Origin of the sequence: Rhizobium sp. R86522 (assembly GCF_042466255.1) — a bacterium.
Lineage (GTDB): Bacteria > Pseudomonadota > Alphaproteobacteria > Rhizobiales > Rhizobiaceae > Allorhizobium.
Window position 1 is genome coordinate 4,152,095 of record NZ_JAXHBX010000001.1, and the last position, 20,516, is coordinate 4,172,610.

Here is a 20,516-nt window from a genome sequence, read left to right on the forward strand (position 1 = left end):
TTCACGGTTGACGGATTATCAGCCGAATCCTGGAGGGACACCGAGCATGATCAAGAAGTTCGCCATTCTCGCGCTGAGCGCGACCTATCTGAGTGCCTGCACCACGACCGACCCCTATACGGGGCAGCAGAAGGTGTCCAACACGGCGGGCGGCGCGGCGCTGGGCGCTGCCGTTGGCGCGCTTGGTGGCCTCGCTGTCGGCGGTTCGCCGGAAGGCCGCCGCAACGCAGCCCTCATCGGTGCCGGTATCGGTGCGCTGGCGGGCGGCGCGATCGGCAATTACATGGACCAGCAGGAAGCCGAACTGCGCGCCCAGCTGCAGGGAACCGGGATCTCGGTCACCCGCGTCGGCGATCGCATCATCCTGAACATGCCGTCGAACATCACGTTCAACACCGATCAGGATGCGGTCATGCCGCAGTTCTACCCGACCCTGAACTCGGTTGCGATCGTGCTGCGCAAGTTCGACCGGACGCTGATCGATATCAACGGTCACACCGATTCGACCGGCAGCCAGGCCTATAACCAGGGGCTGTCCGAGCGCCGCGCCATGTCGGTTGCCGGCTATCTCAACAGCCAGGGCGTCGACCCGCGTCGTGTTTCGGCTGTCGGCTTCGGCCCGAACCAGCCGATTGCATCCAACGCGACACCGGACGGCCGTGCGCAGAACCGTCGCGTGGAAATCCAGATCTCGCCGCTGACCCAGGGCTGATCGGCGATCTGAACACATGCAAGGCGCCGCAACCCATGCGGCGCCTTTTTCGTTTCAGCGGAAGGTCAGCATTTTCACGCCTGCGGTCGCGAACAGGACCGCGAGCGTTCCATCGATGTAACGCCGGGCCGCGCGGTAGATGCGCAGTGCCCCGGGCGTCGAGAACAGCAATGCGTAGCCCATGAAGACAATGAAGCCGGTCACAAGGCAGCCGCAGACGATGATAGCAACGGCAACCGGTGTGGCGCTCGCCGGCAGGCCGAGGGAGATGATGGCAAGCCAGGCAAAGATCGCCTTGGGGTTCGTCAGGTGGATCGCATAGCCCATCAGAAAAGTGCGTTTCAGTCTCGAAGCGGCTTTGGTCAGGGAAAGCGGGTCAATGCTGCTCGCGGCGGAGCGGAATGCGCGCCAGGCGAGATAGAGCAGATAGAGCCCTCCGAGGATACGCATCAGGATCAGCGCCTGCGCATATTGCGACAGGACCGCGGCCAGCCCTAGGGAGGCGGCAATCGCCCAGGTCATCGATCCGCAAAAGATGCCCGCCGCAATCGTCAGGCCGTGCCTCCGTCCCTGGCCAAGCGAGGCGGAAGCGATCGCCATGGTGGCCGGGCCGGGGCTCAAGACCGCCACGAGGTAGACGAGATAGGCGGTCACGACCTGAGGCCAGTGTTGCAGGATTTCAGTCACAGGCACGCTCCGGTTCTCACTAAAGTTGCAGGAGCGTAGCGCTTTCCGACGCGGACGACACGTCAGATGATTTGATCGATCGCGTCCATAAACTGATGGCATTCCTCTGTCGTGCCGATGGTCACGCGGAGGAAGTCCGAAATGCGCGGCTTGTTGAAGTGGCGAACGAGGACCGCTCGCTCACGCAGACCCTTCTGCAGAACGGCACCCTGATGCGCCGGATGGCGGGCGAAGACGAAGTTCGTCGATGACGGCAGGACCTCGAAGCCACGGGTCTCTAGCGCCTTTGTCACCATGTTGCGGTTGGCGATGATCTTGCTGCGTGCCTCATCGAACCAGGCATCGTCCTCGATCGCGGCCTTGGCGGCGGCCTGGGCCAGCATGTCGACGGGATAGGAGTTGAAGCTGTCCTTCATGCGCTCCAGCGCTTCGATCAGCGGCCGCTGGCCGAGCGCAAAGCCGACCCGCAGGCCTGCGAGCGAGCGGGATTTCGAGAAGGTCTGGACAACGAGCAGGTTGTCGTAGCGCGGAATCAGCGAAGCTGCCGTCTCTGCGCCGAAATCGACATAGGCCTCGTCGATCACCACCACCTGATCCGGGTGCGAGGCGACCAGCTTTTCGATCTCAGACAGCGGGAGAGCGATGCCGGTCGGTGCGTTCGGATTGGCAAGAATGATTGCACCGCAAGGACGGTCGTAATCGCCGATACGCACGCGCAGGCCCTCGTCCAGCGGGATCTCCTCGACCTTGACCTCGAAGAGACGGGCATAGGTCTTGTAGAAGCTGTAGGTGATGTCGGGATGGAGGAGCGGCGCGTCGTGCTTCAGCAGACCTGCGAAGGTGAAGGCCAGCACTTCGTCCGAGCCGTTGCCGACGAAGACCTCGTCCATGGTCAGGTCGAAGCGCTTCGCAATGGCCTCGCGCAGGGCCGTGGACGCCGGATCGGGATAAAGGCGCAGACGCTCACCGGACGTGGCTGCGATCGCGTCCAGCACCTTTTGCGAGGGCCCGTAGGGGCTCTCATTGGTGTTGAGCTTGACCAGACCCGGGATCTTCGGCTGTTCGCCGGCGACATAGGGTTCCAGTGCGTGGACGGCGGACGACCAGAAACGGCTCATGCTATTTCTTCCTGTAGGCGATGAAATGGGCGGCTTCCTTGAGCGGCTCGGCCTGTTCGCCGTAGGGCTCAAGGAGTGCGTTGGCTTCTGCGACCAGCCGGTCGAGTTCGGCGCGGGCCCAGTCGGTGCCCTTGAGGCCGACCAGCGTCGCCTTGCCCTTGGCCGCGTCCTTGCCGGTTGCCTTGCCAAGGGTGGCGGCATCCGAGGTAATGTCGAGCAGATCGTCGGCCAGCTGGAAGGCGCGGCCGATGATTTCGCCAAAGCGGCGCAGGCGATCGCGGTCTTCCGCCAGGCGACCGGCGATGATGGCGCCTGCCTCACAGGCAAACCGCAGTAGCGCGCCCGTCTTCATGGCCTGCAGCGTCACGATGCCTGCTTCGTCGGGCTGATCCGTCTCGGCAGCGAGATCAAGCATCTGGCCACCAGCCATGCCGCCGATTCCGGCTGCGCGTGAGAGCTCGAGGACAAGGGCGAGTTTGGCTGTGTCGGGCAGGGGTGTTTCCGGTGAAGCGATGATGTCGAAGGCGTAGGTCAGCAGACCATCGCCGGCGAGGATCGCGGTTGCTTCGTCATACTGTCTGTGAACCGTCGGCTTGCCGCGGCGCAGGTCGTCGTCGTCCATGGCGGGCAGATCGTCATGGACGAGCGAATAGCTATGCAGGCATTCGAGCGCACAGCCGACCTGAAGGGCTGCCTCTTCGCTTCCGCCGAAAAGGCGTGCCGCCTGCATCACCAGATAAGGCCGAAGGCGCTTGCCGCCGTTCAGGGCGCCGTAATGCATGGCCTCGATCAGCCGCCGGGGGCGAGCGACTTCCGCCGGACGCGGCGTCGCGTCCAGCAGGATGTCCAGCCTCGCCTCGACGAGTGTGGCGTGGGCGTTCAGGCTTTTTTCAAAGGCATCGGCGCTCTTGGTCATTCCGGCTATTTGGCACGCTACCCCTGGTCAGGCAACGGGAAATTGAGCCGGGGAAAGAGGCGGAAGCGCGCACCCAGACTGGTCATTTGCCAAGAGGGCGGCTATGAGGGGCCATCATCGATCACGGACCCCACTTCATTGACACTGGAAGTCGAGGCATTGGAGCAAGACGAGAAGTTTGCGCCCGAGAAGAAGCGGCGGCGTCGGCCCCGGATCGTCCGGGCCGTGCTCATTGCACTCTTCATCTTCCTCGCCGCGCCTTACCTTCTCATTCTGCTCTATCGTCTGGAGTTTGTCCGGCCGGTCTCGACGCTGATGCTGGCGGATCTCGCCACCTTGCAAGGCTACGATCGTCGCTGGGTGGAGTTCGAGGATATCTCGCCGAATGTCGTGCGGGCCGTCATGATGTCGGAGGACGGCCAGTACTGCAATCACGGCGGGGTGGACTGGACCCAGCTGCAGTCCGTGATCGACGACGCAATGGCGGGTGAGGCGACGCGCGGCGCCAGCACGATCCCGATGCAGACAGCGAAGAACCTGTTCCTGTGGAACGGTCGCTCTTTCATTCGCAAAGGCCTCGAACTGCCCCTGGCGCTGGCGCTGGATGCTGCCTGGCCGAAGGAGCGGACGATGGAGATTTATCTCAATGTCGCCGAATGGGGTCCGGGTATCTACGGCATCGAAGCGGCTGCGCAGCATCACTTCAAGACGTCGGCCGCGAAGCTCAGTCGCCAGCAGGCGGCCCTTCTCGCCGTCTCCCTCCCAAATCCGATCGATCGTGTCGCGAGCAAGCCGGGGCCGGGTCTGAGGCGTCTGGCCGGGGTCGTCGATCGTCGTGCGCGCGCCTCGGGTGATTACATCACCTGTCTTTATGGCTGAGATCAGAAGCTTTCGTTGGTCGGAACCACTCCGACGCGTCTAGGATCGGTTCTCGACAACGCGGAGCGCGCCATGGACGACCTGATCCTCTATATCGCCAACAAGAACTATTCCTCCTGGTCTTTTCGGCCCTGGATCGCGATGACGGCCGCCGGCATACCGTTTCGCGAAGAACTGATCCTCTTCGGACCGGGTGCCACGCATCCTCAGTTCCGTGAGCTTTCGCCGACGGGCAAGGTGCCTGTGCTGCATCACGGCTCTGTCCGGGTCTGGGAATCGCTCGCCATCATCGAATATGTCGCCGAGCTCTATCCCGATGCCGGGCTCTGGCCTGCGGATCGCGAGAGCCGGTCGCTCGCGCGATCCATCTCGATGGAAATGCTATCCGGGTTCCGAGCCTTGCGCAGCGCTTGCCCGATGAACCTGCGGCGGCCCGTGAGGGCGATCCCGTCGCCCGAGGGGGTGGCGGCCGATGTCGCCCGCATCGAGGCGATCTGGCGGGAGATGCGGAAACGGTCGGGCGGGCTCTTCCTGTTCGGCGCCTTTTCCGCGGCGGATGCCATGTTCGCGCCTGTCGGGAATCGCTTTGCAGCCTACGATCTGGTAGGAGATGCAGACACGGCCGCCTATATGGATGCCATGCGAGCGCATCCGGCCTGGCGTAGCTGGGAGACGGCGGCACTTGCTGAACCCTGGATCGTGCCCGAAGACGAGGCCTGAGCGGGCCTCGGTTAGATTCGAAAAAAGTGGCCCGGGGTCTGGTCAAACCGACTTCGGGCATGTATAAGCCCGCCAAATTCCGAGTTCGAGACGTGTTCTGTCCGGTCTCATCGAGGCCGAATAAACCCGTCTTGCCCGTCACGTGGAGTAACGAAAATGGCTGTACCAAAAAGAAAAACAAGCCCGTCCAAGCGCGGTATGCGCCGCTCTGCTGACGCGCTGAAGGCATCGACTTATGTCGAAGACAAGAACTCCGGCGAACTGCGCCGCCCGCACCATATCGATCTGAAGACCGGTATGTATCGCGGCCGTCAGGTTCTGACGCCGAAGGAAAGCGCATAATTCCTGCGCTTTGACTGACTAGTTTGAAGGGCCGGCGCTTGCGCCGGCCTTTTCATTTGTCATTTGGCATAGTTAAATTGCGCCGCGCCCGCCGCGGAGCCGGACGGGATCGCAGTGCAAGGAAGGATTCCGCATGCTGATTGCCGTGCCGCTGATGATCGTTCCCTTCATCTTCTACAACGCCGTGATGCTCGGAAGCGGGATTGCCGCCTTCTCGACAGTGATCATGACCGTGCCGATGCTGTCGGGTGCCGTCTGGACGATGACGCTCGGCGATCTTGTCATCCTGTCGGCGCTGATCGCCCTGTTTTTCGAGGTGTTGAAAGCGACGCTGAGTACCCGGGGGTCGCTGATGAACCACATGTTTTCCATGGTGGTCTTTATCGGCTTTCTCGTCGAATTCCTGCTCGTGCGCGACGCAGCAACGCAGCTGTTCTTCAGCCTGATGGTCATCGCCTTCATCGATGTCGTTGCAGGCTTCACGATCTCCAATCGGGCCGCCGGACGGGACGTCTCGATCGGGCTCTGATCCCCAATATGAAAAAGGCCCCTTCCGGGGCCTCGCTCTTCAAAGATTGTCGAGTTTGTTCTGCAGGGAGCGCAACTGCTCCTTCAACTCGTCGATATCCTTGGCTTCCGCCTTCTTGGTTTCCTTGGCTGGCTGCTGGCCACCGAGGAAGGGCGAGAACATCTGCATGGCCTGCTGGAACATATCGGTGTTGCGTTTGACCTGCTCCTCCATCAGCTGGATCGGCATCTGCAGGTTCTTGGACAGTGGATGGTCACCGAAGGCCTTGGTCATCTGCTCGCGCATCTGGGTCTGCTGTTCGGTGAAGGCTTTCATCGAATGCTCGAGGAAGCTCGGGACGACCATCTGCATCTGATCGCCATAGTAGCTGATGAGCTGGCGCAGGAAGGAGATCGGCAGCAAGGTATTGCCGGTCTTGGATTCCTGTTCGAAGATGATCTGGGTCAGGACGGAATGCGTGATGTCGTCACCGGACTTGGCATCCTGCACAATGAAATCCTCGCCCTTCTTGACCATCTTGGCGAGGTCCTCAAGGGTGACGTAGGTGCTGGTCCCGGTATTGTAGAGGCGTCGATTGGCGTACTTCTTGATAACGATTTCGCCATCGGCTTTGGCCATTTCTGTCTCCTAACCCGTCGTTTTTCGATTGTTTTTGCTCTTCCCGAAGTCAAGTGTAAGCGCAAATTCAGTCCGGTGACAATCTCTTTGTGCGATGCAGGATCGGCATTTGACGAAAGACAGGAAAGCGCAACCAAAGAACGAGAATGTCGGGCTTATCTTGTTTGACACCGGCGGCAGTCTTTGTCAGTTTCTCCTCAATCACAAAACCCGAGGAGACCTCCATGAGCACCCCGTCCATCGTTATCGCGAGCGCTGCCAGAACCCCGGTCGGATCTTTCAACGGGGCGTTGTCATCCGTCGCAGCGCATGATCTCGGCGCCATCGCCATCAAGGCCGTGCTGGAGCGCGCCGGCGTGGAGGCGGGTGAAGTCGACGAAGTCATTCTCGGGCAGATCCTTACCGCAGGGCAGGGCCAGAACCCGGCTCGCCAGGCAGCGATGAAGGCCGGTATTCCGCAGGAGGCGACAGCCTGGGGTCTTAATCAGCTCTGCGGTTCCGGCTTGCGTGCCGTCGCCATCGGCATGCAGCAGATCGCGACAGGCGACGCGAGGATCATCATTGCCGGCGGGCAGGAATCGATGTCGATGGCGCCGCACTGCGCGCACCTGCGCAACGGCACAAAAATGGGCGACCTGAAGATGGTCGACACCATGATCAAGGACGGCCTTACCGATGCCTTCTACGGATATCACATGGGCACGACCGCGGAAAATGTTGCCCGGCAGTGGCAGCTGACCCGTGACGAACAGGACGCCTTTGCGGTCGCTTCGCAGAACAAGGCGGAGGCCGCCCAGGTTGCCGGCCGTTTCAAGGACGAAATCGTTTCTGTCATCGTGCCCGGCCGCAAGGGCGACGTCACTGTCGATCAGGATGAGTACATCCGCATCGGTGCGACGCTCGAAAGCATGCAGAAGCTGAAACCCGCCTTCGACAAGGAAGGCACGGTCACCGCCGGCAACGCATCCGGTATCAATGATGGTGCGGCGGTCGCCCTGCTGATGACCGAGGCCGAGGCTTCGCGTCGTGGTATCGCGCCGCTCGCCCGTGTCGTCTCTTGGGCAACCGCAGGTGTCGATCCGAAGATCATGGGCACTGGCCCAATCCCGGCTTCGCGCAAGGCGCTTGAGAAGGCCGGCTGGAAGATTTCCGATCTCGACCTCGTTGAAGCCAACGAAGCCTTTGCCGCACAGGCCTGCGCCGTGAACAAGGATCTCGGCTGGGATACCTCGATCGTGAACGTCAATGGTGGCGCAATCGCGATCGGCCATCCGGTCGGCGCGTCCGGCGCCCGCATTCTCAACACGCTGCTGTTCGAGATGAAGCGTCGCGGCGCCAAGAAGGGCCTCGCCACGCTGTGCATCGGCGGTGGCATGGGTGTTGCCATGTGCCTCGAGGCATTCTGATCCGGCCTCTTCGAATGGCGGCCGTTCGCCCTTGACCCGACGAATTTCCATCCCGGCTCTTGGCCGGGATGGGCAAGTCATGCCGTTGCGACGGGAACGCGACGGTGATCCAGATGGGAACCCATAGAAGAAGAACGGGGAGGACAGCATGAGCAGAGTGGCTTTGGTAACCGGTGGCACGCGCGGCATTGGTGCTGCGATTTCGGTCGCCTTGAAGAATGCAGGCTACAAGGTCGCGGCGAACTTCGCCGGCAATGAAGAGAAGGCCAAGGCCTTCGAAGCCGAGACCGGCATTCCCGTGTTTAAATGGGATGTCTCCAATTACCAGGCCTGCGTCGACGGTATCGCTGCGGTTGAGGCTGCACTCGGTCCGGTGGAGGTGCTCGTCAACAATGCTGGCATCACCCGCGACGCGATGTTCCACAAGATGACGCCCGAGCAGTGGGGCGAGGTGATCAACACCAATCTCACCGGTCTCTTCAACATGACCCACCCGGTCTGGACCGGCATGCGTGACCGCAGCTTCGGTCGCGTCATCAACATCTCCTCGATCAACGGCCAGAAGGGCCAGATGGGGCAGGCCAACTATTCTGCGGCGAAGGCCGGCGATCTCGGTTTCACCAAGGCGCTCGCCCAGGAAGGAGCCGCCAAGGGCATCACCGTCAATGCCATCTGCCCGGGCTATATCGGGACTGAGATGGTGCGCGCCATCCCGGAAAAGGTGTTGAACGAGCGGATCATTCCACAGATCCCGGTCGGTCGTCTTGGCGAGCCCGAAGAAATCGCCCGTTGTGTCGTGTTCCTTGCCTCCGACGATGCAGGCTTCATCACCGGATCGACGATTTCCGCGAATGGTGGGCAGTTTTTCGTCTGAATTACGATGAGGTTTCGACTTCGAGGCCGGCCTTGTGCCGGCCTTGTTCGTTCCTGGGAAGCGCCATGATCCAATCGGCCGTCGATATCGCGCAATTTGCCGAGCGCCTGACAAAAGCTTGGTCGCGTGAGACCTCCAGCCTTTGGTCATCGGACAATCCGGCAAGGGGCCAGTGTGGTGTCACCAGCCTTGTTGTTCAGGACCTGTTTGGCGGCCAGATCTTAAAGACGCCCCTTCAGCAGGGGGCGCACTTCTACAACCTGATTGCCGGTCGCCGCTTCGACTTCACGTCAGTCCAGTTCGCTGAGCCGATCGACTACGATGATCTGCCCTCGGACCGGGAAGAAGCGAGGTCCGATACTAATGCGGTACAGTATCGCGCCTTGCGCGGAAGGCTCGGACTTCCTGTTAATGATTGAGCTCAACAGCTGCGTGCGAGATTCTTAATATCCACCGCTGCATATGGTTAACTGATTGTTATTACACCATATATAGCAGTGAACAAACCGGGAAGACCAATGAGTCCGCGATTCGTCGTCGATTCGTTCCGGCTTTGGTCGACCGGTTAATGCAGGGCACGAAAAAGCCGCCGAACCCTGGGGATCGGCGGCTTTTGTGCGATATGCCTGTTAGCGGCAGCGTGCTTCGTAGGTCTCGCCGTAGCGGTTGCGGTAGACGCAGTAGCCGCGGCGTTCCTGCGAATTGCCGATAAGGGCGCCAGCAACGCCACCTACGCCTGCACCGATGGCTGCGCCACGAACATTGCCGGTCGCCACACCACCGATGACGGCGCCGGAAGCTGCGCCGATGCCGGCACCACGTTCGGTCGCCGTGCAGCCGGCGAGAGGTGCGATCAATGCGAGTGCCAGAAGGGTCTTTTTCATCGTCCTATACCTTTTCTCGTCGAGTTGGAGTTCAGTTCAGGTCAAATGCGACCCATCAACATCAGGATGATGAGGATGAGCAGTACGAGCCCCAGTCCCCCCGACGGACCGTAGCCCCAGCCGCGGCTATAGCCCCAGCTTGGCAGAGCGCCGACAAGAAGCAGAATTAGAATGACGATAAGGATGGTACTCATTTGGACCCTCTCCTGAGCCTGGATGAAAAACAGTTTGTTGTGCCGTCTGAACGCGAGCCGAGACGGTTTGTTCCGTTCGGCGAAGACGGAGACCCATCAGACGGAACAGATCAGCTGCGGGCTTCCCGGCTTGCGAGGTCATGTGGCGCGGCCGCTTCTCCGCGATCGTGGCCATGCCATCAACGAAAGCGCTGATGACCCCTGCCGTCAGGGTCTGGTGCTCGACCATCGGCAGATGACCGCAATTTCTCAGAAGAACCGTCTGCACCTGGGGCAGGAGCTTCGATACCCGCAACTGATGCGCCGAAGGAACGATGGCGTCCTCGGCTCCGACGATATTGAGCACCGGCCGCCGGATCTCGGATAGATCGCTGACCAGGCTTGTTGCCGACATGAAGCGAATGCAGGCTGCGATGTCCTCGGGCCGGGCTTGCTGCAACTGCAGCCGCACTTCTTCCATGGCCGCCACGGCGCGTTCGTTTTGCCAGGGACAACCTTTGTCGAAGACGCATTCTATCGATCCCCAGCGGAATTGCTCGCTGGTGGAGATCCAGCGCTGGAAGAACTGGCGAAACAGGAGAGGGCCAATGCGTGGTACTCGCAACAACTTGGCTGGAAGTCGTTCCTGGCCTTCGAAACGACCGCAGGCAAAGGCGCCGATCAGAACGATGGACTTCACGAGTTCCGGGTAATGCCGGGCGATCAGGAGAGACACGAAGCCGCCGGTCGAATGGCCGATCAGCGTCACCGGCCTGCCGCCGAAGTCTCGCTGGATCGCTTCGGCGTAGGCGGAAGCGACGGCTTCGGGCGTGATCGCCTGGCCTGGCTCCGTTAGTTTCCAGGGATGATGTCCTGGCAGGGCGTAAGCGGCACTGCGCGCCCTTCGCACGACGTCTGGGGAATAGGTGCGCCAGAAGGACGGGGCCATGACCATGCCGTGAATCAGGACAAAGTCCTGCGGCAGGTCGTTAGCTCCAATCCATTCGGCAGGCGGCGGGGACAGTGTCATCAGGTTTCACCTCGGCGGCGCAACGTGAAGCTGTTCGCAATTGTTCCATCTCCGTGTCGTCGTCTCTCGGTGCAGCTCCTTGAGGTCCAGCGTTAACGTAATCCCGCTGCGCTCCTGATTGCGGCTCAAGAACAAAGCCTGAATCTGCCGGAGTCATCGATTCGTCGCTGATTCGTTCCCAGCCTGTTCCGGGTGTGCAAGGCTCTGATCGGACTCAGCTTTCTGCCGAATTCTGGGATGAATGCATCAAGCGCCTTGCCTTTGCCCTCCTTCGTCGCCATGTGTTGGCCGAGGGTGCCGGTGTGCGGAAAAGCGCGGTCCCGACTAGCGGAGCGGTCTTTGAATACGCAACCCATGATCCTGAGTGGCCGCGGCGTCAGTGCTGTGCTGGGGCCAACCAATACCGGCAAGACCCATTTCGCCATCGAACGCATGGTCGCGCACGGGTCGGGCATCATTGGTCTGCCGCTGAGATTGCTTGCCCGAGAGGTCTATACGCGCGTGGTCGAGCGTGTCGGCGCACAAAACGTGGCACTCGTGACCGGTGAGGAGAAAATCAGCCCGCCGAAAGCGCGCTTCTCCGTTTGCACGGTCGAGGCGATGCCGCGCGAAACCAAGGCTGCCTTCGTTGCCATCGACGAGATCCAGCTCGCGGGCGATCTGGAGCGCGGGCATATCTTCACCGATCGTCTGCTGCATCTGAGGGGGCGCGAGGAAACCCTGCTTCTCGGTTCGGCGACGATGAAGTCGATCCTCATTCAGCTCTTGCCCGGGATCACCATCGTCGAACGACCCCGCCTGTCGCAGCTTTTCTATGCAGGCCAGAAGAAGATCACGCGTCTGCCGCAGCGGACAGCCATCGTCGCGTTTTCCGCGGAAGAAGTGTATGCGATTGCCGAGCTGATCCGCCGCCAGAGGGGCGGGGCGGCTGTCGTGTTGGGTGCGCTCAGCCCACGGACGCGCAATGCCCAGGTCGGTCTCTACCAGGAAGGCGATGTCGAATACCTGGTGGCGACCGATGCCATCGGCATGGGTCTCAACCTCGACGTCGACCATGTCGCCTTTGCGCAGGATCGAAAGTTCGACGGCTATCAGTTTCGCAACCTCAATCCGGGCGAGCTTGGCCAGATCGCGGGTCGTGCCGGGCGTCACATCAAGGATGGCACGTTCGGTGTGACCGGACGGGTGGCTCCCTTCGATGAAGAGCTGGTCGAACGGCTGCAAACGCATCAATTCGATTCCGTCAAAGTTTTGCAATGGCGGACTGAAAAATTCGATTTCTCGTCGATTGCTGGCCTGCAGAGAAGCCTCGATGCGGTGCCGCGTGTCGAAGGATTGACGCGCGCGCTGCCGGCGACGGATCAGCAGGCGCTGGAGTATCTTTCGCGCTATCCCGAGATCGCCGACATCACCAATCGACCCGAGCGGGTGGAAAAACTCTGGGAAGCCTGCGCGCTGCCCGACTATCGGCGCATTACGCCTGCACAGCATGCTGATCTGATTCAGAGTCTGTATTTTGATTTGGTCAGGCGGGGCACCGTCAACGAGGACTTTCTCGCCGAGCAGGTGCGCCGAGCCGATCGCACCGACGGCGAAATCGATACGCTGTCGGCGCGGATCGCGCAGATCAGAACGTGGACTTATGTGTCGAACCGGCCCGGCTGGCTTGCCGATCCGACACACTGGCAAGAAAAGACGCGGGAAATCGAAGACCGATTGTCCGATGCGTTACATGAACGGTTGACGAAACGCTTTGTTGATCGCAGGACATCTGTGCTCATGAAGCGCTTGAGAGAGAATGCGATGTTGGAAGCTGAAATCAGTGTGAACGGCGATGTCTTCGTGGAAGGCCATGCCATGGGACAACTTGCGGGGTTCCGGTTCACGCCGATCTCCGGCATGGAGGGCCCGGACGCGAAGGCCGTTCAGGCGGCCGCCTACAAGGCGCTGGCGCTGGAATTCGAGGCGCGCGCCGCGCGCCTGCACGCTTCCGGCAATAATGATCTTGCCATCGGCTCGGACGGTCTCGTTCGCTGGCTGGGCGATCCTGTCGCGCGTCTGATCGGGACGGACCACATCCTGCATCCCCGTGTCATCCTGCTGGCCGATGAACAGCTGACCGGCATGGCCCGGGATCACGTTGCCGCCCGCATCGAACGTTTCGTCAATCACCATATCTCGACGGTCCTGAAGCCGCTCGACGATCTGTCGCGCGCCGAAGACCTGCAGGGCCTTGCCAAGGGTCTGGCCTTCCAGCTGGTCGAAAACCTGGGCGTTCTGTTCCGCCGTGATGTCGCAGATGACGTCAAGACCCTAGATCAGGATGGCCGCGCATCGATGCGCCGTTATGGTGTGCGCTTCGGTGCCTACCACATCTTCATGCCGGCCCTTCTCAAGCCGGCGCCGGCAGAACTTATCACGCTCCTTTGGGCGCTGAAACATGACGGTCTGGACAAGCCGGGTTACGGCGATCTGATCCCGGTATTGGCTGCCGGCCGCACCTCCGTCGTCACCGATCCGAGCTATGAGCGCATGTTCTACAAGCTCGCCGGCTTCCGGTTCCTCGGCAAGCGTGCAGTGCGTATCGACATCCTCGAGCGTCTCGCCGATCTCATTCGTCCGCTCCTGCAGTGGAAGCCGGGTTCGCCGGCGCGTCCGGACGGTGCATATGATGGTCGTCGCTTCACCACGACGACTGCCATGCTGTCGATCCTCGGTGCGACCCCTGATGATATGGAAGAGATCCTCAAGGGTCTCGGCTACCGTGCGGATAGCGTTTCTGCCGAAGAAGCGGCCGCGTTCCTTGCGGCGCATAGTGGCTCGGCCCCCACGGAGGCCGCAGCTGCCGAAAAGAGCGAAGACGACAGCGTCGACGATGCCGATCAGGCTGGTGAAACGGCAAGCGAAGGCGAAGCCCCTGCGGCCGTTGCCGAAGAGCAGCCCGCGGCAGCAGCGGAAGATGTCGCCTCGGCGGAGCAATCTGCTGAAGCCACCGAGCCGAAGCCGGTACTCCTCTGGCGTCCAGGTGGCCGCAGCGACAACCAGCGTGGGACGGGCCGCCCCGGCGGCGATCGTCGTCCGCAGGGTCAGCGCAACCAGGCGCCGCGTGAAGGCGGCGAGGCTGGTGGCGAGAAGCGTGGCGAAGGTCGCCGTGACGATCGGCGCTCGGACAATCGTGGCGAGCGTCGTGACGACAATCGCGGCAAGTTTGCCGGCAAGGGCGACCGCCAGGATCGTGGCGACCGCAAGGACCGTGGTCCGCGGCCGGAGCGCGACAACAACAAGTCGCAGCCAGCACGCTTCGAGGCGAAGCCACCGCGCAAGGAGAAGCCGCTCGATCCGGATTCACCCTTCGCCAAACTCGCGGCTCTCAAGGAACAGCTGAAGAAGTAATGGACGACAAGCAGCCACCAAGCGGTTCGCGCCAGCGCATCGACAAGTGGCTGTTCTTCGCCCGTGTGGCAAAGTCACGCAGCCTCGCGCAAGAGCGGGTGGCTGCGGGCCATGTCAGCGTAAATGGGCAGAAGGTTCGTCAACCCAGTCATCAGCTCAAGGTCGGCGACCGTCTTGATATCGCCATGCCCGAGCGTGACCTGGTGCTGGTCGTGAAGTTGCCGGGTGAGAGGCGTGGTCCCTACCAGGAAGCGAGGCTCCTCTATGAGGATCTCACGCCGCCGCCCGAGAAGAAGCCCTTCAGTCCATCCGAGCCGGGCGTCCGAGCCCCAGGCGCGGGCCGGCCGACCAAGAAGGAGCGACGGGCGCTGGATGATCTGCGCGGCGAGCCGGATTGGTCTGCTGATTAGAAAATTTCTACAAAGGCGCCCGAATTGAGGGTGTTTATCCTTGCCTTGGCAGGGATTCCGCATTAGCTCACTTGCCGTCCGACAGAAATTTCCGGTAGGGCGCGGGCCGTTCCAAACGGGGTAGTATTCCCGTCAGAACCACCCACGTTCGTCTTTCTCCTGCCGTTCGAGAACGCCATCCTGGAGTGCCGCATGACCTATATCGTCACCGATAACTGCATTCGCTGCAAATACACCGATTGTGTCGAGGTCTGCCCTGTCGATTGCTTCTATGAGGGCGAAAACTTCCTCGTCATTCACCCGGACGAGTGCATCGATTGCGGCGTGTGCGAGCCGGAATGTCCTGCCGAGGCGATCAAGCCCGACACGGAGCCGGGGCTGGACAAATGGCTGAAGATCAATGCGGAATACGCAAAGATCTGGCCGAACATCACGGTCAAGAAGGAACCGATGCCGGAAGCCAAGGAAATGGATGGCGTCGATGGCAAGTTCGAGCAGTTCTTCTCGGACAAGCCGGGCTCCGGCGACTGAGGCCTTTCGGCGCGGCGTCGTGAGATGGAAGCCTGCCCAAAATTCCATCACTTGGCTGCGGATTCGCCGTTGCGTGCGCCATGATTGTGGCGCACTGCACTAAAATATTGATTTCCTCGTCTTTTTGTGATAGCGTCTCGGAACTGTTCCACTTTGCGGCATAGCTATGCCCTGAACCATCACGAAAGCAAACTCACTACCGCGCGATATACGTGACATCGGCGACACTTTTGTGTCGTGTCTCAGTCGCGACGAGGGTGGCGTTTGATTGTGTCGCGGACTGGATCAGGATGACAAGTCTCGCAACCTTGTCGTCTCATCCGGGCCTGACCGACCCGGCGCCGGCATCACGCCGGGAGCAAAACAGGGAGTATTTGAATAGAATGACGACCCAGCAGAAGAAGACTTCCTCGGCACGCCACGGCTTCAAGACCGGCGAGTCGATCGTATACCCGGCCCATGGCGTGGGTACCATCACCACCATCGAAGAGCAAGAAGTCGCCGGCATGAAGCTCGAGCTTTTTGTCATCGATTTCGAAAAGGACAAGATGCGTCTGAAGGTTCCGGTTGCCAAGGCCGTGAGCATCGGAATGCGCAAGCTGTCCGAGACAGATTTTGTCGATCGCGCGCTGAAGGTGGTTCAGGGCAAGGCTCGCGTGAAGCGTACCATGTGGTCGCGTCGCGCTCAGGAATATGATGCCAAGATCAATTCCGGTGACCTGATCTCCATCGCTGAAGTCGTTCGCGACCTCTATCGTGCCGAGAACCAGCCGGAGCAGTCCTACTCCGAGCGTCAGCTCTATGAAGCTGCTCTCGATCGCATGGCACGTGAAATCGCTGCCGTGAACAAGATGTCCGAGACGGAGGCCGTTCGCCTCGTTGAGGTCAACCTTGCCAAGGGTCCCAAGCGCGGCAAGACGATCGAAGAAGACGATACACAGGAAGAAGCGGCGTAAACCGCTTCGACTTCTGGTCATAAAAAACCTCCGGCGAAATCCGGAGGTTTTTTTGTGTCTGAGGCCCGCTCAATTCTATTGCCACGCAAAGAAAAACCCCGCCGAAGCGGGGTTTCCCAGAGACTGCCTTTAACCGTCAGTTCCGGTTTCCAAGGAAACGCAGGAGGAACAGGAAGAGGTTGATGAAGTCGAGGTAGAGACGCAGAGCGCCCATGATGGCGTTGCGGCCGGCCATCTCGCTCGAATTGCTCTCGTGATAGGACTCCTTGATCGACTGCGTGTCATAGGCGGTGAGACCGGCAAAGATCAGTACGCCGATCACCGAGATCGCGAAGTCGAGGGCCGAGGAGGCCATGAACAGGTTGACCAGCGAGGCGATGATCAGGCCGAAGAGACCCATCATCAGGAACGAGCCCATCGCCGACAGGTCACGCTTGGTGGTGTAACCATAGAGCGACAGGGCGCCGAACGAGGCGGCCGTGACGAAGAATGTCTGCACGATGCTTGCGCCCGTGTAGATCAAGAAGATCGATGACAGCGACAGGCCCATCATTGCGGCATAGACCCAGAAGGTCGTCTGCGCGGCTGCGACGCTCATCTTGTGGATCCTGAAGCTCAGGAAGAAGACCATGGCGACCGGTGCCAGGATTACCACCCACTTCAGCGGGCTCAGGAAGATCGCCTGGCCGAAAGCCGTGAGTTCGCCGCCGGAAACCGCCAACTGAAAGGTTGCAAAGGCTGCGATACCGGTGATGGCAAGGCCCAATGCCATCAGGTTGTAGACCTTCAGCATATAGGCGCGCAGACCTTCGTCGATCATCGTGGCCGACTGGGTCTGACCCGGACGGCTCTGATAGTTGCGAAGTTCGGACATGTTTTCCTCTCTCAAAGCTTCGATATTGGACAGCAGAGCCCGGATGGCTCCCGCGCCGCTGCGAAGCCCAGCATGCGTGCTTTCAATATGAGAGGTTCCCCCGTCCACGACAAGGGCCACAATCTTAAATCGCGGTAATACTGCGGGCGGCGGGGTCTTGCCCGCCGCATCCGACCTTAAAGCTCGCGAAGGACAGGGGCTGCCTTCTGACCGAGGATGCGCCAGGTTCCGGCCAGACCGATACCGATCGTGACCACCAGCGCGATCACGAGGGTCATCGCTGCGACATCGGGCAGGAAGTTGGACGGCAGCTTCATGATCTGGCTGAGCACGAACCAGGCGATCCCGCCACCGGCTACCAGCGCAAAGAGCGCCGTGGCCGCGCCAAGCAGCATGTATTCGTAGGTGAAGGCGCGGATCAGCATGGCGCGGGTCGCCCCCAGCGTCTTCAGGATGACTGCATCATGGGTGCGTGCCCGGTTGCCGGCTGCCAGTGCACCCGACAGAACCAGGACGGACGCAATCAGCGCGATGGCAGCGGCCGCACGGATCGCCGTTGCCAGCTGTCCGACGAGGCGATCGACGACATCGAGGGCGTCCTTCACCCTGACGGTCGTGATTGTCGGGAACTGTTGTGTGACCGAGCGCAGGATCGAGGCTTCCTCCGCGGAGGTCGCGTCCTGGTCTATCAGCGTCGCCAGCCAGGCATGAGGGGCGCCGGCGAAGGTGTTCGGCGAGAACACCATGACGAAATTCATCGACAGGCTTTCCCATTCGACGGTGCGGAAATTGGCGATCTTCGCCGTGATGTTGCGGCCGAGGACATTGATGGTGATCGTGTCGCCAATCTTCAGGCCGAGCTCGCGCCCTTCCTGCTCTGCAAAGGAGACGAGCGGCTCCCCGGTGTAGCCGTCCGCCCACCATTCACCCTCGGTGACGGTGCTGTTTTCCGGTATGTTCTTCGCATAGGTCAGACCACGGTCGCCGCGCAAAACCCAGCGGCCTTCCGGCGGCACCTCGACCTTGGCGACATCGGTGCCGTTGAGCTCGACGATACGGCCGCGCAACATCGGTACCTCGATCAGCTTGCCTTCGGGTGCCATGCCTTCGACGAGATTGCGGAAGCCGTCAATCTCACCGCTCTGGATGTCGACGAAGAAGAAGTTCGGTGCCCGCTCCGGCAGGTTTCCGGTCAGCTCACGTCGCAGGTTGCCATCGATCAGCGCGAGCGCCACGAGCAGGCTGAGGCCAAGGCCGAGCGACAGTGTGACTGCAGGGGTCAGGGCGCCGGGGCGGTGGATATTGCCGACGGCAAGCCTCAAGGCTGCGGAATGGATCGGAGGGCTGCGCTTCGCAAGCCAGGCGATGCCCATGGCAACCACACGGAGCAGCACGAAGCCTGCCGCCATGGCGGCCAGGAAGATCGTCGCGATCCGCTGTTGCTCCGAGGTGAAGATGGCAAGCGCCGCCAGGGCGCCGAGCGCCAACGCCATGGCAAACAGGTATGGCCAGGACGGAAAGCCCGAAGCTTCGAAGCCCTGCTCGCGGAACAGTGCCGTTGCCGGCACCTTGCGGGCATGGCCCAGCGGCAGGATGGCAAAGGCAAAGGTGACCAGCATGCCGAAGACGGCCGCCAGAAGAAGTGCGCGCGGATAAAGCGTTGCTTCTGCGGAGATCGGCAGGATGCCGGAGAGATAATTTGCGACGATTGGTGGGGCGATTGCACCGAGCACGAGGCCGGCGAGGATACCCACGGATGCCACCAGAGTGATCTGGATCAGGTAGACCATGACAACGACCGAGGCCGGTGCGCCGACGCATTTCAGAGTGGCGATGACGGTTCGTTTGGAATCGAGGAAGGCGCGAACGGCATTGGCGACGCCGACCCCGCCGACCACGAGCGCCGTGAGGCCGACCAGAGTCAGGAACTGCGAGAAGCGCTCGACATTCTCCGTCAGGGCGGGAGCCGCCCGATCACTGCTGCGGATCGACCATCCTGCCGTCGGATGCTCGGCTTGAGCGCGCTCGCGAATGGCATCTGCCGTCGGTGCGGGCTCGTTATAGCGGATCTTGTAGGCGTGTTCGACGAGGCTGCCGGTCGCCACTAGGCCGCTTGTGAAGAGGCCTTCGCGGCTGGTCAGGAAGCGCGGGGCAAAGCCGAAACCGTCAGAGATCGAATCTGGCTCTGTGACGATCGTGCCGTTGATCCGGAACCGAGCATTGCCGACGAGCAATTCGTCGCCGACCTTCATGTTCATGCGTTCAAGCAGAAGAGGGGCGACAACCGCGCCATAGGCGCCATTGTCCGCAACGAGCAATTCGGAAAGTGGCTGGTCAGGGGCGGCGATCAGTCTGCCATAGAGCGGATAGGCTTCATCAACCGCCTTGATTTCGACCAGTGACTGATCCGATCCGTCCGGCAGGCGGGCCATGGAGCGCAGATTGGTGGTGACGGAGACCGTGCCGAAGCCTTCGAGGAAGGCCAGTTCGTCCGAGGTCGCCTCGCGATTGTCGAGTTCGAAGCGAACGTCGCCCGCCAGAAGCGTCCGTCCTTCCGATGAGATGGCATTGGTGATTGCTGTCGATACGGAGTTCACGGCTGCGATCGCACCGGTTCCCAGCGCAATGCAGGCGAGGAAGATGTAGAAGCCACTTAGGCCGCCACGCAGTTCGCGCAGGGCGATACGGAAGGCAATGGACAGACGCGTGCCGAAGGATGTCATGCGGACACCGAAGCGAGACGGGTCTGCTCGGTTCGGCTGTCTCCGGCGATGCGGCCGGATGCCACCTTGATCTGCCGGGTGCAGCGGGCGGCAAGCGCCGTATCGTGGGTGACGAGGATCAGTGTCATGCCACGTTCCTGCTGCTTGGAAAACAGAAGGTCAGCGATCTGGCGGCCGGTCTCTGTGTCGAGATTGCCGGTCGGCTCGTCTGCGATCAGGACAGCGGGAGACGGCGCGAGCGCTCGGGCGATCGCCACGCGCTGCTGTTCACCACCGGACAATTGGCCGGGATAGTGGCTGAGACGCTCGCCGAGGCCGACGGACTCCAGTTCCTTGCGTGCGATGTCAAAGGCGCCCTTCACATTGGCGAGTTCCAGAGGAACTGCGACGTTCTCGAGCGCCGTCATGTTGGCGATCAGATGGAAGGACTGGAAGACGATGCCGATGTTCTTGCCGCGGAAATCGGCGAGCCGGTCTTCACTCAGGGTGTGAAGCGGCGTGTTGCGAACGTGGATCTCGCCGCTGTCGAGGCGTTCGAGGCCGGCCAGCACCATCAGAAGCGTCGACTTGCCGGAGCCGGATGGCCCGACGATGCCCACGGCTTCACTTTCAGCGATCGAAAGATCGATGCTCTTCAAGACGTGAACGGATGCTGCGGCGTTGCCAAGCGTGAGATCGGCGTTTTTCAGTTCGATGATGCTGTTTCTCACACTCATCCATCCTATATCTGCGGGACTGAAG

General features: G+C 61.1%; 22 protein-coding genes. 12 read left to right on the top strand and 10 right to left on the bottom strand.

Going from position 1 to position 20,516, the window contains the following annotated elements; translation table 11 throughout:
* Window positions 1–46: 46 nt before the first annotated feature.
* Complete coding sequence (locus tag SJY08_RS20020) at window positions 47–712, top strand: OmpA family protein (protein WP_377277816.1); 666 nt, start codon at window positions 47–49, stop codon at window positions 710–712.
* 54 nt (window positions 713–766) lie between these two features.
* Here the strand turns inward: SJY08_RS20020 and SJY08_RS20025 are convergent, their stop codons facing one another.
* The 3 genes from SJY08_RS20025 to SJY08_RS20035 all read right to left on the bottom strand — a co-directional run bounded on the left by SJY08_RS20025 (window position 767) and on the right by SJY08_RS20035 (window position 3,433).
* Window positions 767–1,399, bottom strand: a complete 633-nt coding sequence (locus SJY08_RS20025) for a LysE family translocator (protein ID WP_377277818.1) — start codon at window positions 1,397–1,399, stop codon at window positions 767–769.
* Window positions 1,400–1,461: 62 nt separating this feature from the next.
* The gene (gene hisC, locus SJY08_RS20030; protein WP_377277820.1) at window positions 1,462–2,517 is read right to left on the bottom strand and encodes a histidinol-phosphate transaminase; all 1,056 of its coding nucleotides are present in this window, start codon (window positions 2,515–2,517) and stop codon (window positions 1,462–1,464) included.
* 1 nt (window position 2,518) lies between these two features.
* On the bottom strand, window positions 2,519–3,433 hold the full coding sequence (locus SJY08_RS20035; RefSeq protein WP_069042846.1) for a polyprenyl synthetase family protein: 915 nt from the start codon (window positions 3,431–3,433) through the stop codon (window positions 2,519–2,521).
* Window positions 3,434–3,646: 213 nt separating this feature from the next.
* On the opposite strand from SJY08_RS20035, the gene mtgA reads away from it, so the two are divergent.
* The 4 genes from mtgA (at window position 3,647) to SJY08_RS20055 (ending at window position 5,903) form a co-directional block, all read left to right on the top strand.
* Window positions 3,647–4,312 (top strand): monofunctional biosynthetic peptidoglycan transglycosylase, encoded by a 666-nt coding sequence (mtgA, locus tag SJY08_RS20040; protein WP_236759381.1) that lies wholly within the window; start codon window positions 3,647–3,649, stop codon window positions 4,310–4,312.
* Window positions 4,313–4,384: 72 nt separating this feature from the next.
* Window positions 4,385–5,032 carry a glutathione S-transferase family protein gene (locus SJY08_RS20045; RefSeq protein WP_377277822.1) on the top strand — a complete coding sequence of 216 codons (648 nt, stop codon included), beginning with the start codon at window positions 4,385–4,387 and terminating at the stop codon, window positions 5,030–5,032.
* Between the two features lie 156 nt (window positions 5,033–5,188).
* Window positions 5,189–5,374: a 50S ribosomal protein L32 gene (gene rpmF, locus SJY08_RS20050; protein ID WP_006724402.1), complete on the top strand. Its 186-nt coding sequence runs from the start codon at window positions 5,189–5,191 to the stop codon at window positions 5,372–5,374.
* Window positions 5,375–5,507: 133 nt separating this feature from the next.
* Window positions 5,508–5,903 (top strand): hypothetical protein, encoded by a 396-nt coding sequence (locus SJY08_RS20055; protein WP_054150337.1) that lies wholly within the window; start codon window positions 5,508–5,510, stop codon window positions 5,901–5,903.
* Between the two features lie 39 nt (window positions 5,904–5,942).
* Here the strand turns inward: SJY08_RS20055 and phaR are convergent, their stop codons facing one another.
* Complete coding sequence (phaR, locus tag SJY08_RS20060) at window positions 5,943–6,521, bottom strand: polyhydroxyalkanoate synthesis repressor PhaR (protein WP_377277826.1); 579 nt, start codon at window positions 6,519–6,521, stop codon at window positions 5,943–5,945.
* A gap of 224 nt (window positions 6,522–6,745) precedes the next feature.
* Here phaR and SJY08_RS20065 point away from each other — a divergent pair, with 224 nt between their 5' ends.
* The 3 genes from SJY08_RS20065 (at window position 6,746) to SJY08_RS20075 (ending at window position 9,220) form a co-directional block, all read left to right on the top strand.
* On the top strand, window positions 6,746–7,927 hold the full coding sequence (locus tag SJY08_RS20065) for an acetyl-CoA C-acetyltransferase (RefSeq protein ID WP_377277828.1): 1,182 nt from the start codon (window positions 6,746–6,748) through the stop codon (window positions 7,925–7,927).
* Window positions 7,928–8,075: 148 nt separating this feature from the next.
* Entirely contained in the window at window positions 8,076–8,801 is a 726-nt protein-coding gene (locus tag SJY08_RS20070; RefSeq protein ID WP_054150340.1) for a beta-ketoacyl-ACP reductase, read from the top strand.
* A 65-nt stretch (window positions 8,802–8,866) separates the two neighbouring features.
* On the top strand, window positions 8,867–9,220 hold the full coding sequence (locus SJY08_RS20075; RefSeq protein ID WP_377277830.1) for a hypothetical protein: 354 nt from the start codon (window positions 8,867–8,869) through the stop codon (window positions 9,218–9,220).
* Window positions 9,221–9,430: 210 nt separating this feature from the next.
* On the opposite strand, the gene SJY08_RS20080 is transcribed toward SJY08_RS20075, so the two are convergent.
* From SJY08_RS20080 to SJY08_RS20090, 3 genes are read right to left on the bottom strand one after another with little or no spacing between them, the layout of a single operon-like run.
* Window positions 9,431–9,685 (bottom strand): glycine zipper domain-containing protein, encoded by a 255-nt coding sequence (locus tag SJY08_RS20080; RefSeq protein WP_054150342.1) that lies wholly within the window; start codon window positions 9,683–9,685, stop codon window positions 9,431–9,433.
* 41 nt (window positions 9,686–9,726) lie between these two features.
* A complete protein-coding gene (locus SJY08_RS20085; protein ID WP_076396891.1) occupies window positions 9,727–9,879 on the bottom strand; it encodes a DUF3309 family protein in 153 nt (50 codons plus the stop codon).
* Entirely contained in the window at window positions 9,812–10,888 is a 1,077-nt protein-coding gene (locus tag SJY08_RS20090) for an alpha/beta fold hydrolase (protein WP_377277832.1), read from the bottom strand. The genes SJY08_RS20085 and SJY08_RS20090 overlap by 68 nt, the downstream gene beginning before the upstream one ends.
* Before the next feature lie 354 nt (window positions 10,889–11,242).
* Between SJY08_RS20090 and SJY08_RS20095 the strand changes: the two genes are divergently transcribed.
* The 4 genes from SJY08_RS20095 (at window position 11,243) to SJY08_RS20110 (ending at window position 16,178) form a co-directional block, all read left to right on the top strand.
* A complete protein-coding gene (locus SJY08_RS20095; RefSeq protein ID WP_377278692.1) occupies window positions 11,243–14,281 on the top strand; it encodes a helicase-related protein in 3,039 nt (1,012 codons plus the stop codon).
* Entirely contained in the window at window positions 14,281–14,691 is a 411-nt protein-coding gene (locus SJY08_RS20100; protein WP_054150345.1) for an RNA-binding S4 domain-containing protein, read from the top strand. The genes SJY08_RS20095 and SJY08_RS20100 overlap by 1 nt, the downstream gene beginning before the upstream one ends.
* 192 nt (window positions 14,692–14,883) lie before the next feature.
* A complete protein-coding gene (gene fdxA / locus SJY08_RS20105; protein WP_054150346.1) occupies window positions 14,884–15,222 on the top strand; it encodes a ferredoxin FdxA in 339 nt (112 codons plus the stop codon).
* A 383-nt stretch (window positions 15,223–15,605) separates the two neighbouring features.
* On the top strand, window positions 15,606–16,178 hold the full coding sequence (locus tag SJY08_RS20110) for a CarD family transcriptional regulator (RefSeq protein WP_054150347.1): 573 nt from the start codon (window positions 15,606–15,608) through the stop codon (window positions 16,176–16,178).
* A gap of 136 nt (window positions 16,179–16,314) precedes the next feature.
* Here the strand turns inward: SJY08_RS20110 and SJY08_RS20115 are convergent, their stop codons facing one another.
* The 3 genes from SJY08_RS20115 to SJY08_RS20125 form a co-directional block, all read right to left on the bottom strand.
* A complete protein-coding gene (locus SJY08_RS20115; protein WP_377277835.1) occupies window positions 16,315–17,052 on the bottom strand; it encodes a Bax inhibitor-1/YccA family protein in 738 nt (245 codons plus the stop codon).
* Window positions 17,053–17,228: 176 nt separating this feature from the next.
* The gene (locus SJY08_RS20120) at window positions 17,229–19,775 is read right to left on the bottom strand and encodes an ABC transporter permease (RefSeq protein ID WP_377277837.1); all 2,547 of its coding nucleotides are present in this window, start codon (window positions 19,773–19,775) and stop codon (window positions 17,229–17,231) included.
* Window positions 19,772–20,485, bottom strand: coding sequence for an ABC transporter ATP-binding protein (locus tag SJY08_RS20125; RefSeq protein ID WP_377277839.1), 714 nt, complete (start codon window positions 20,483–20,485; stop codon window positions 19,772–19,774). The genes SJY08_RS20120 and SJY08_RS20125 overlap by 4 nt, the downstream gene beginning before the upstream one ends.
* Window positions 20,486–20,516 lie beyond the last annotated feature (31 nt).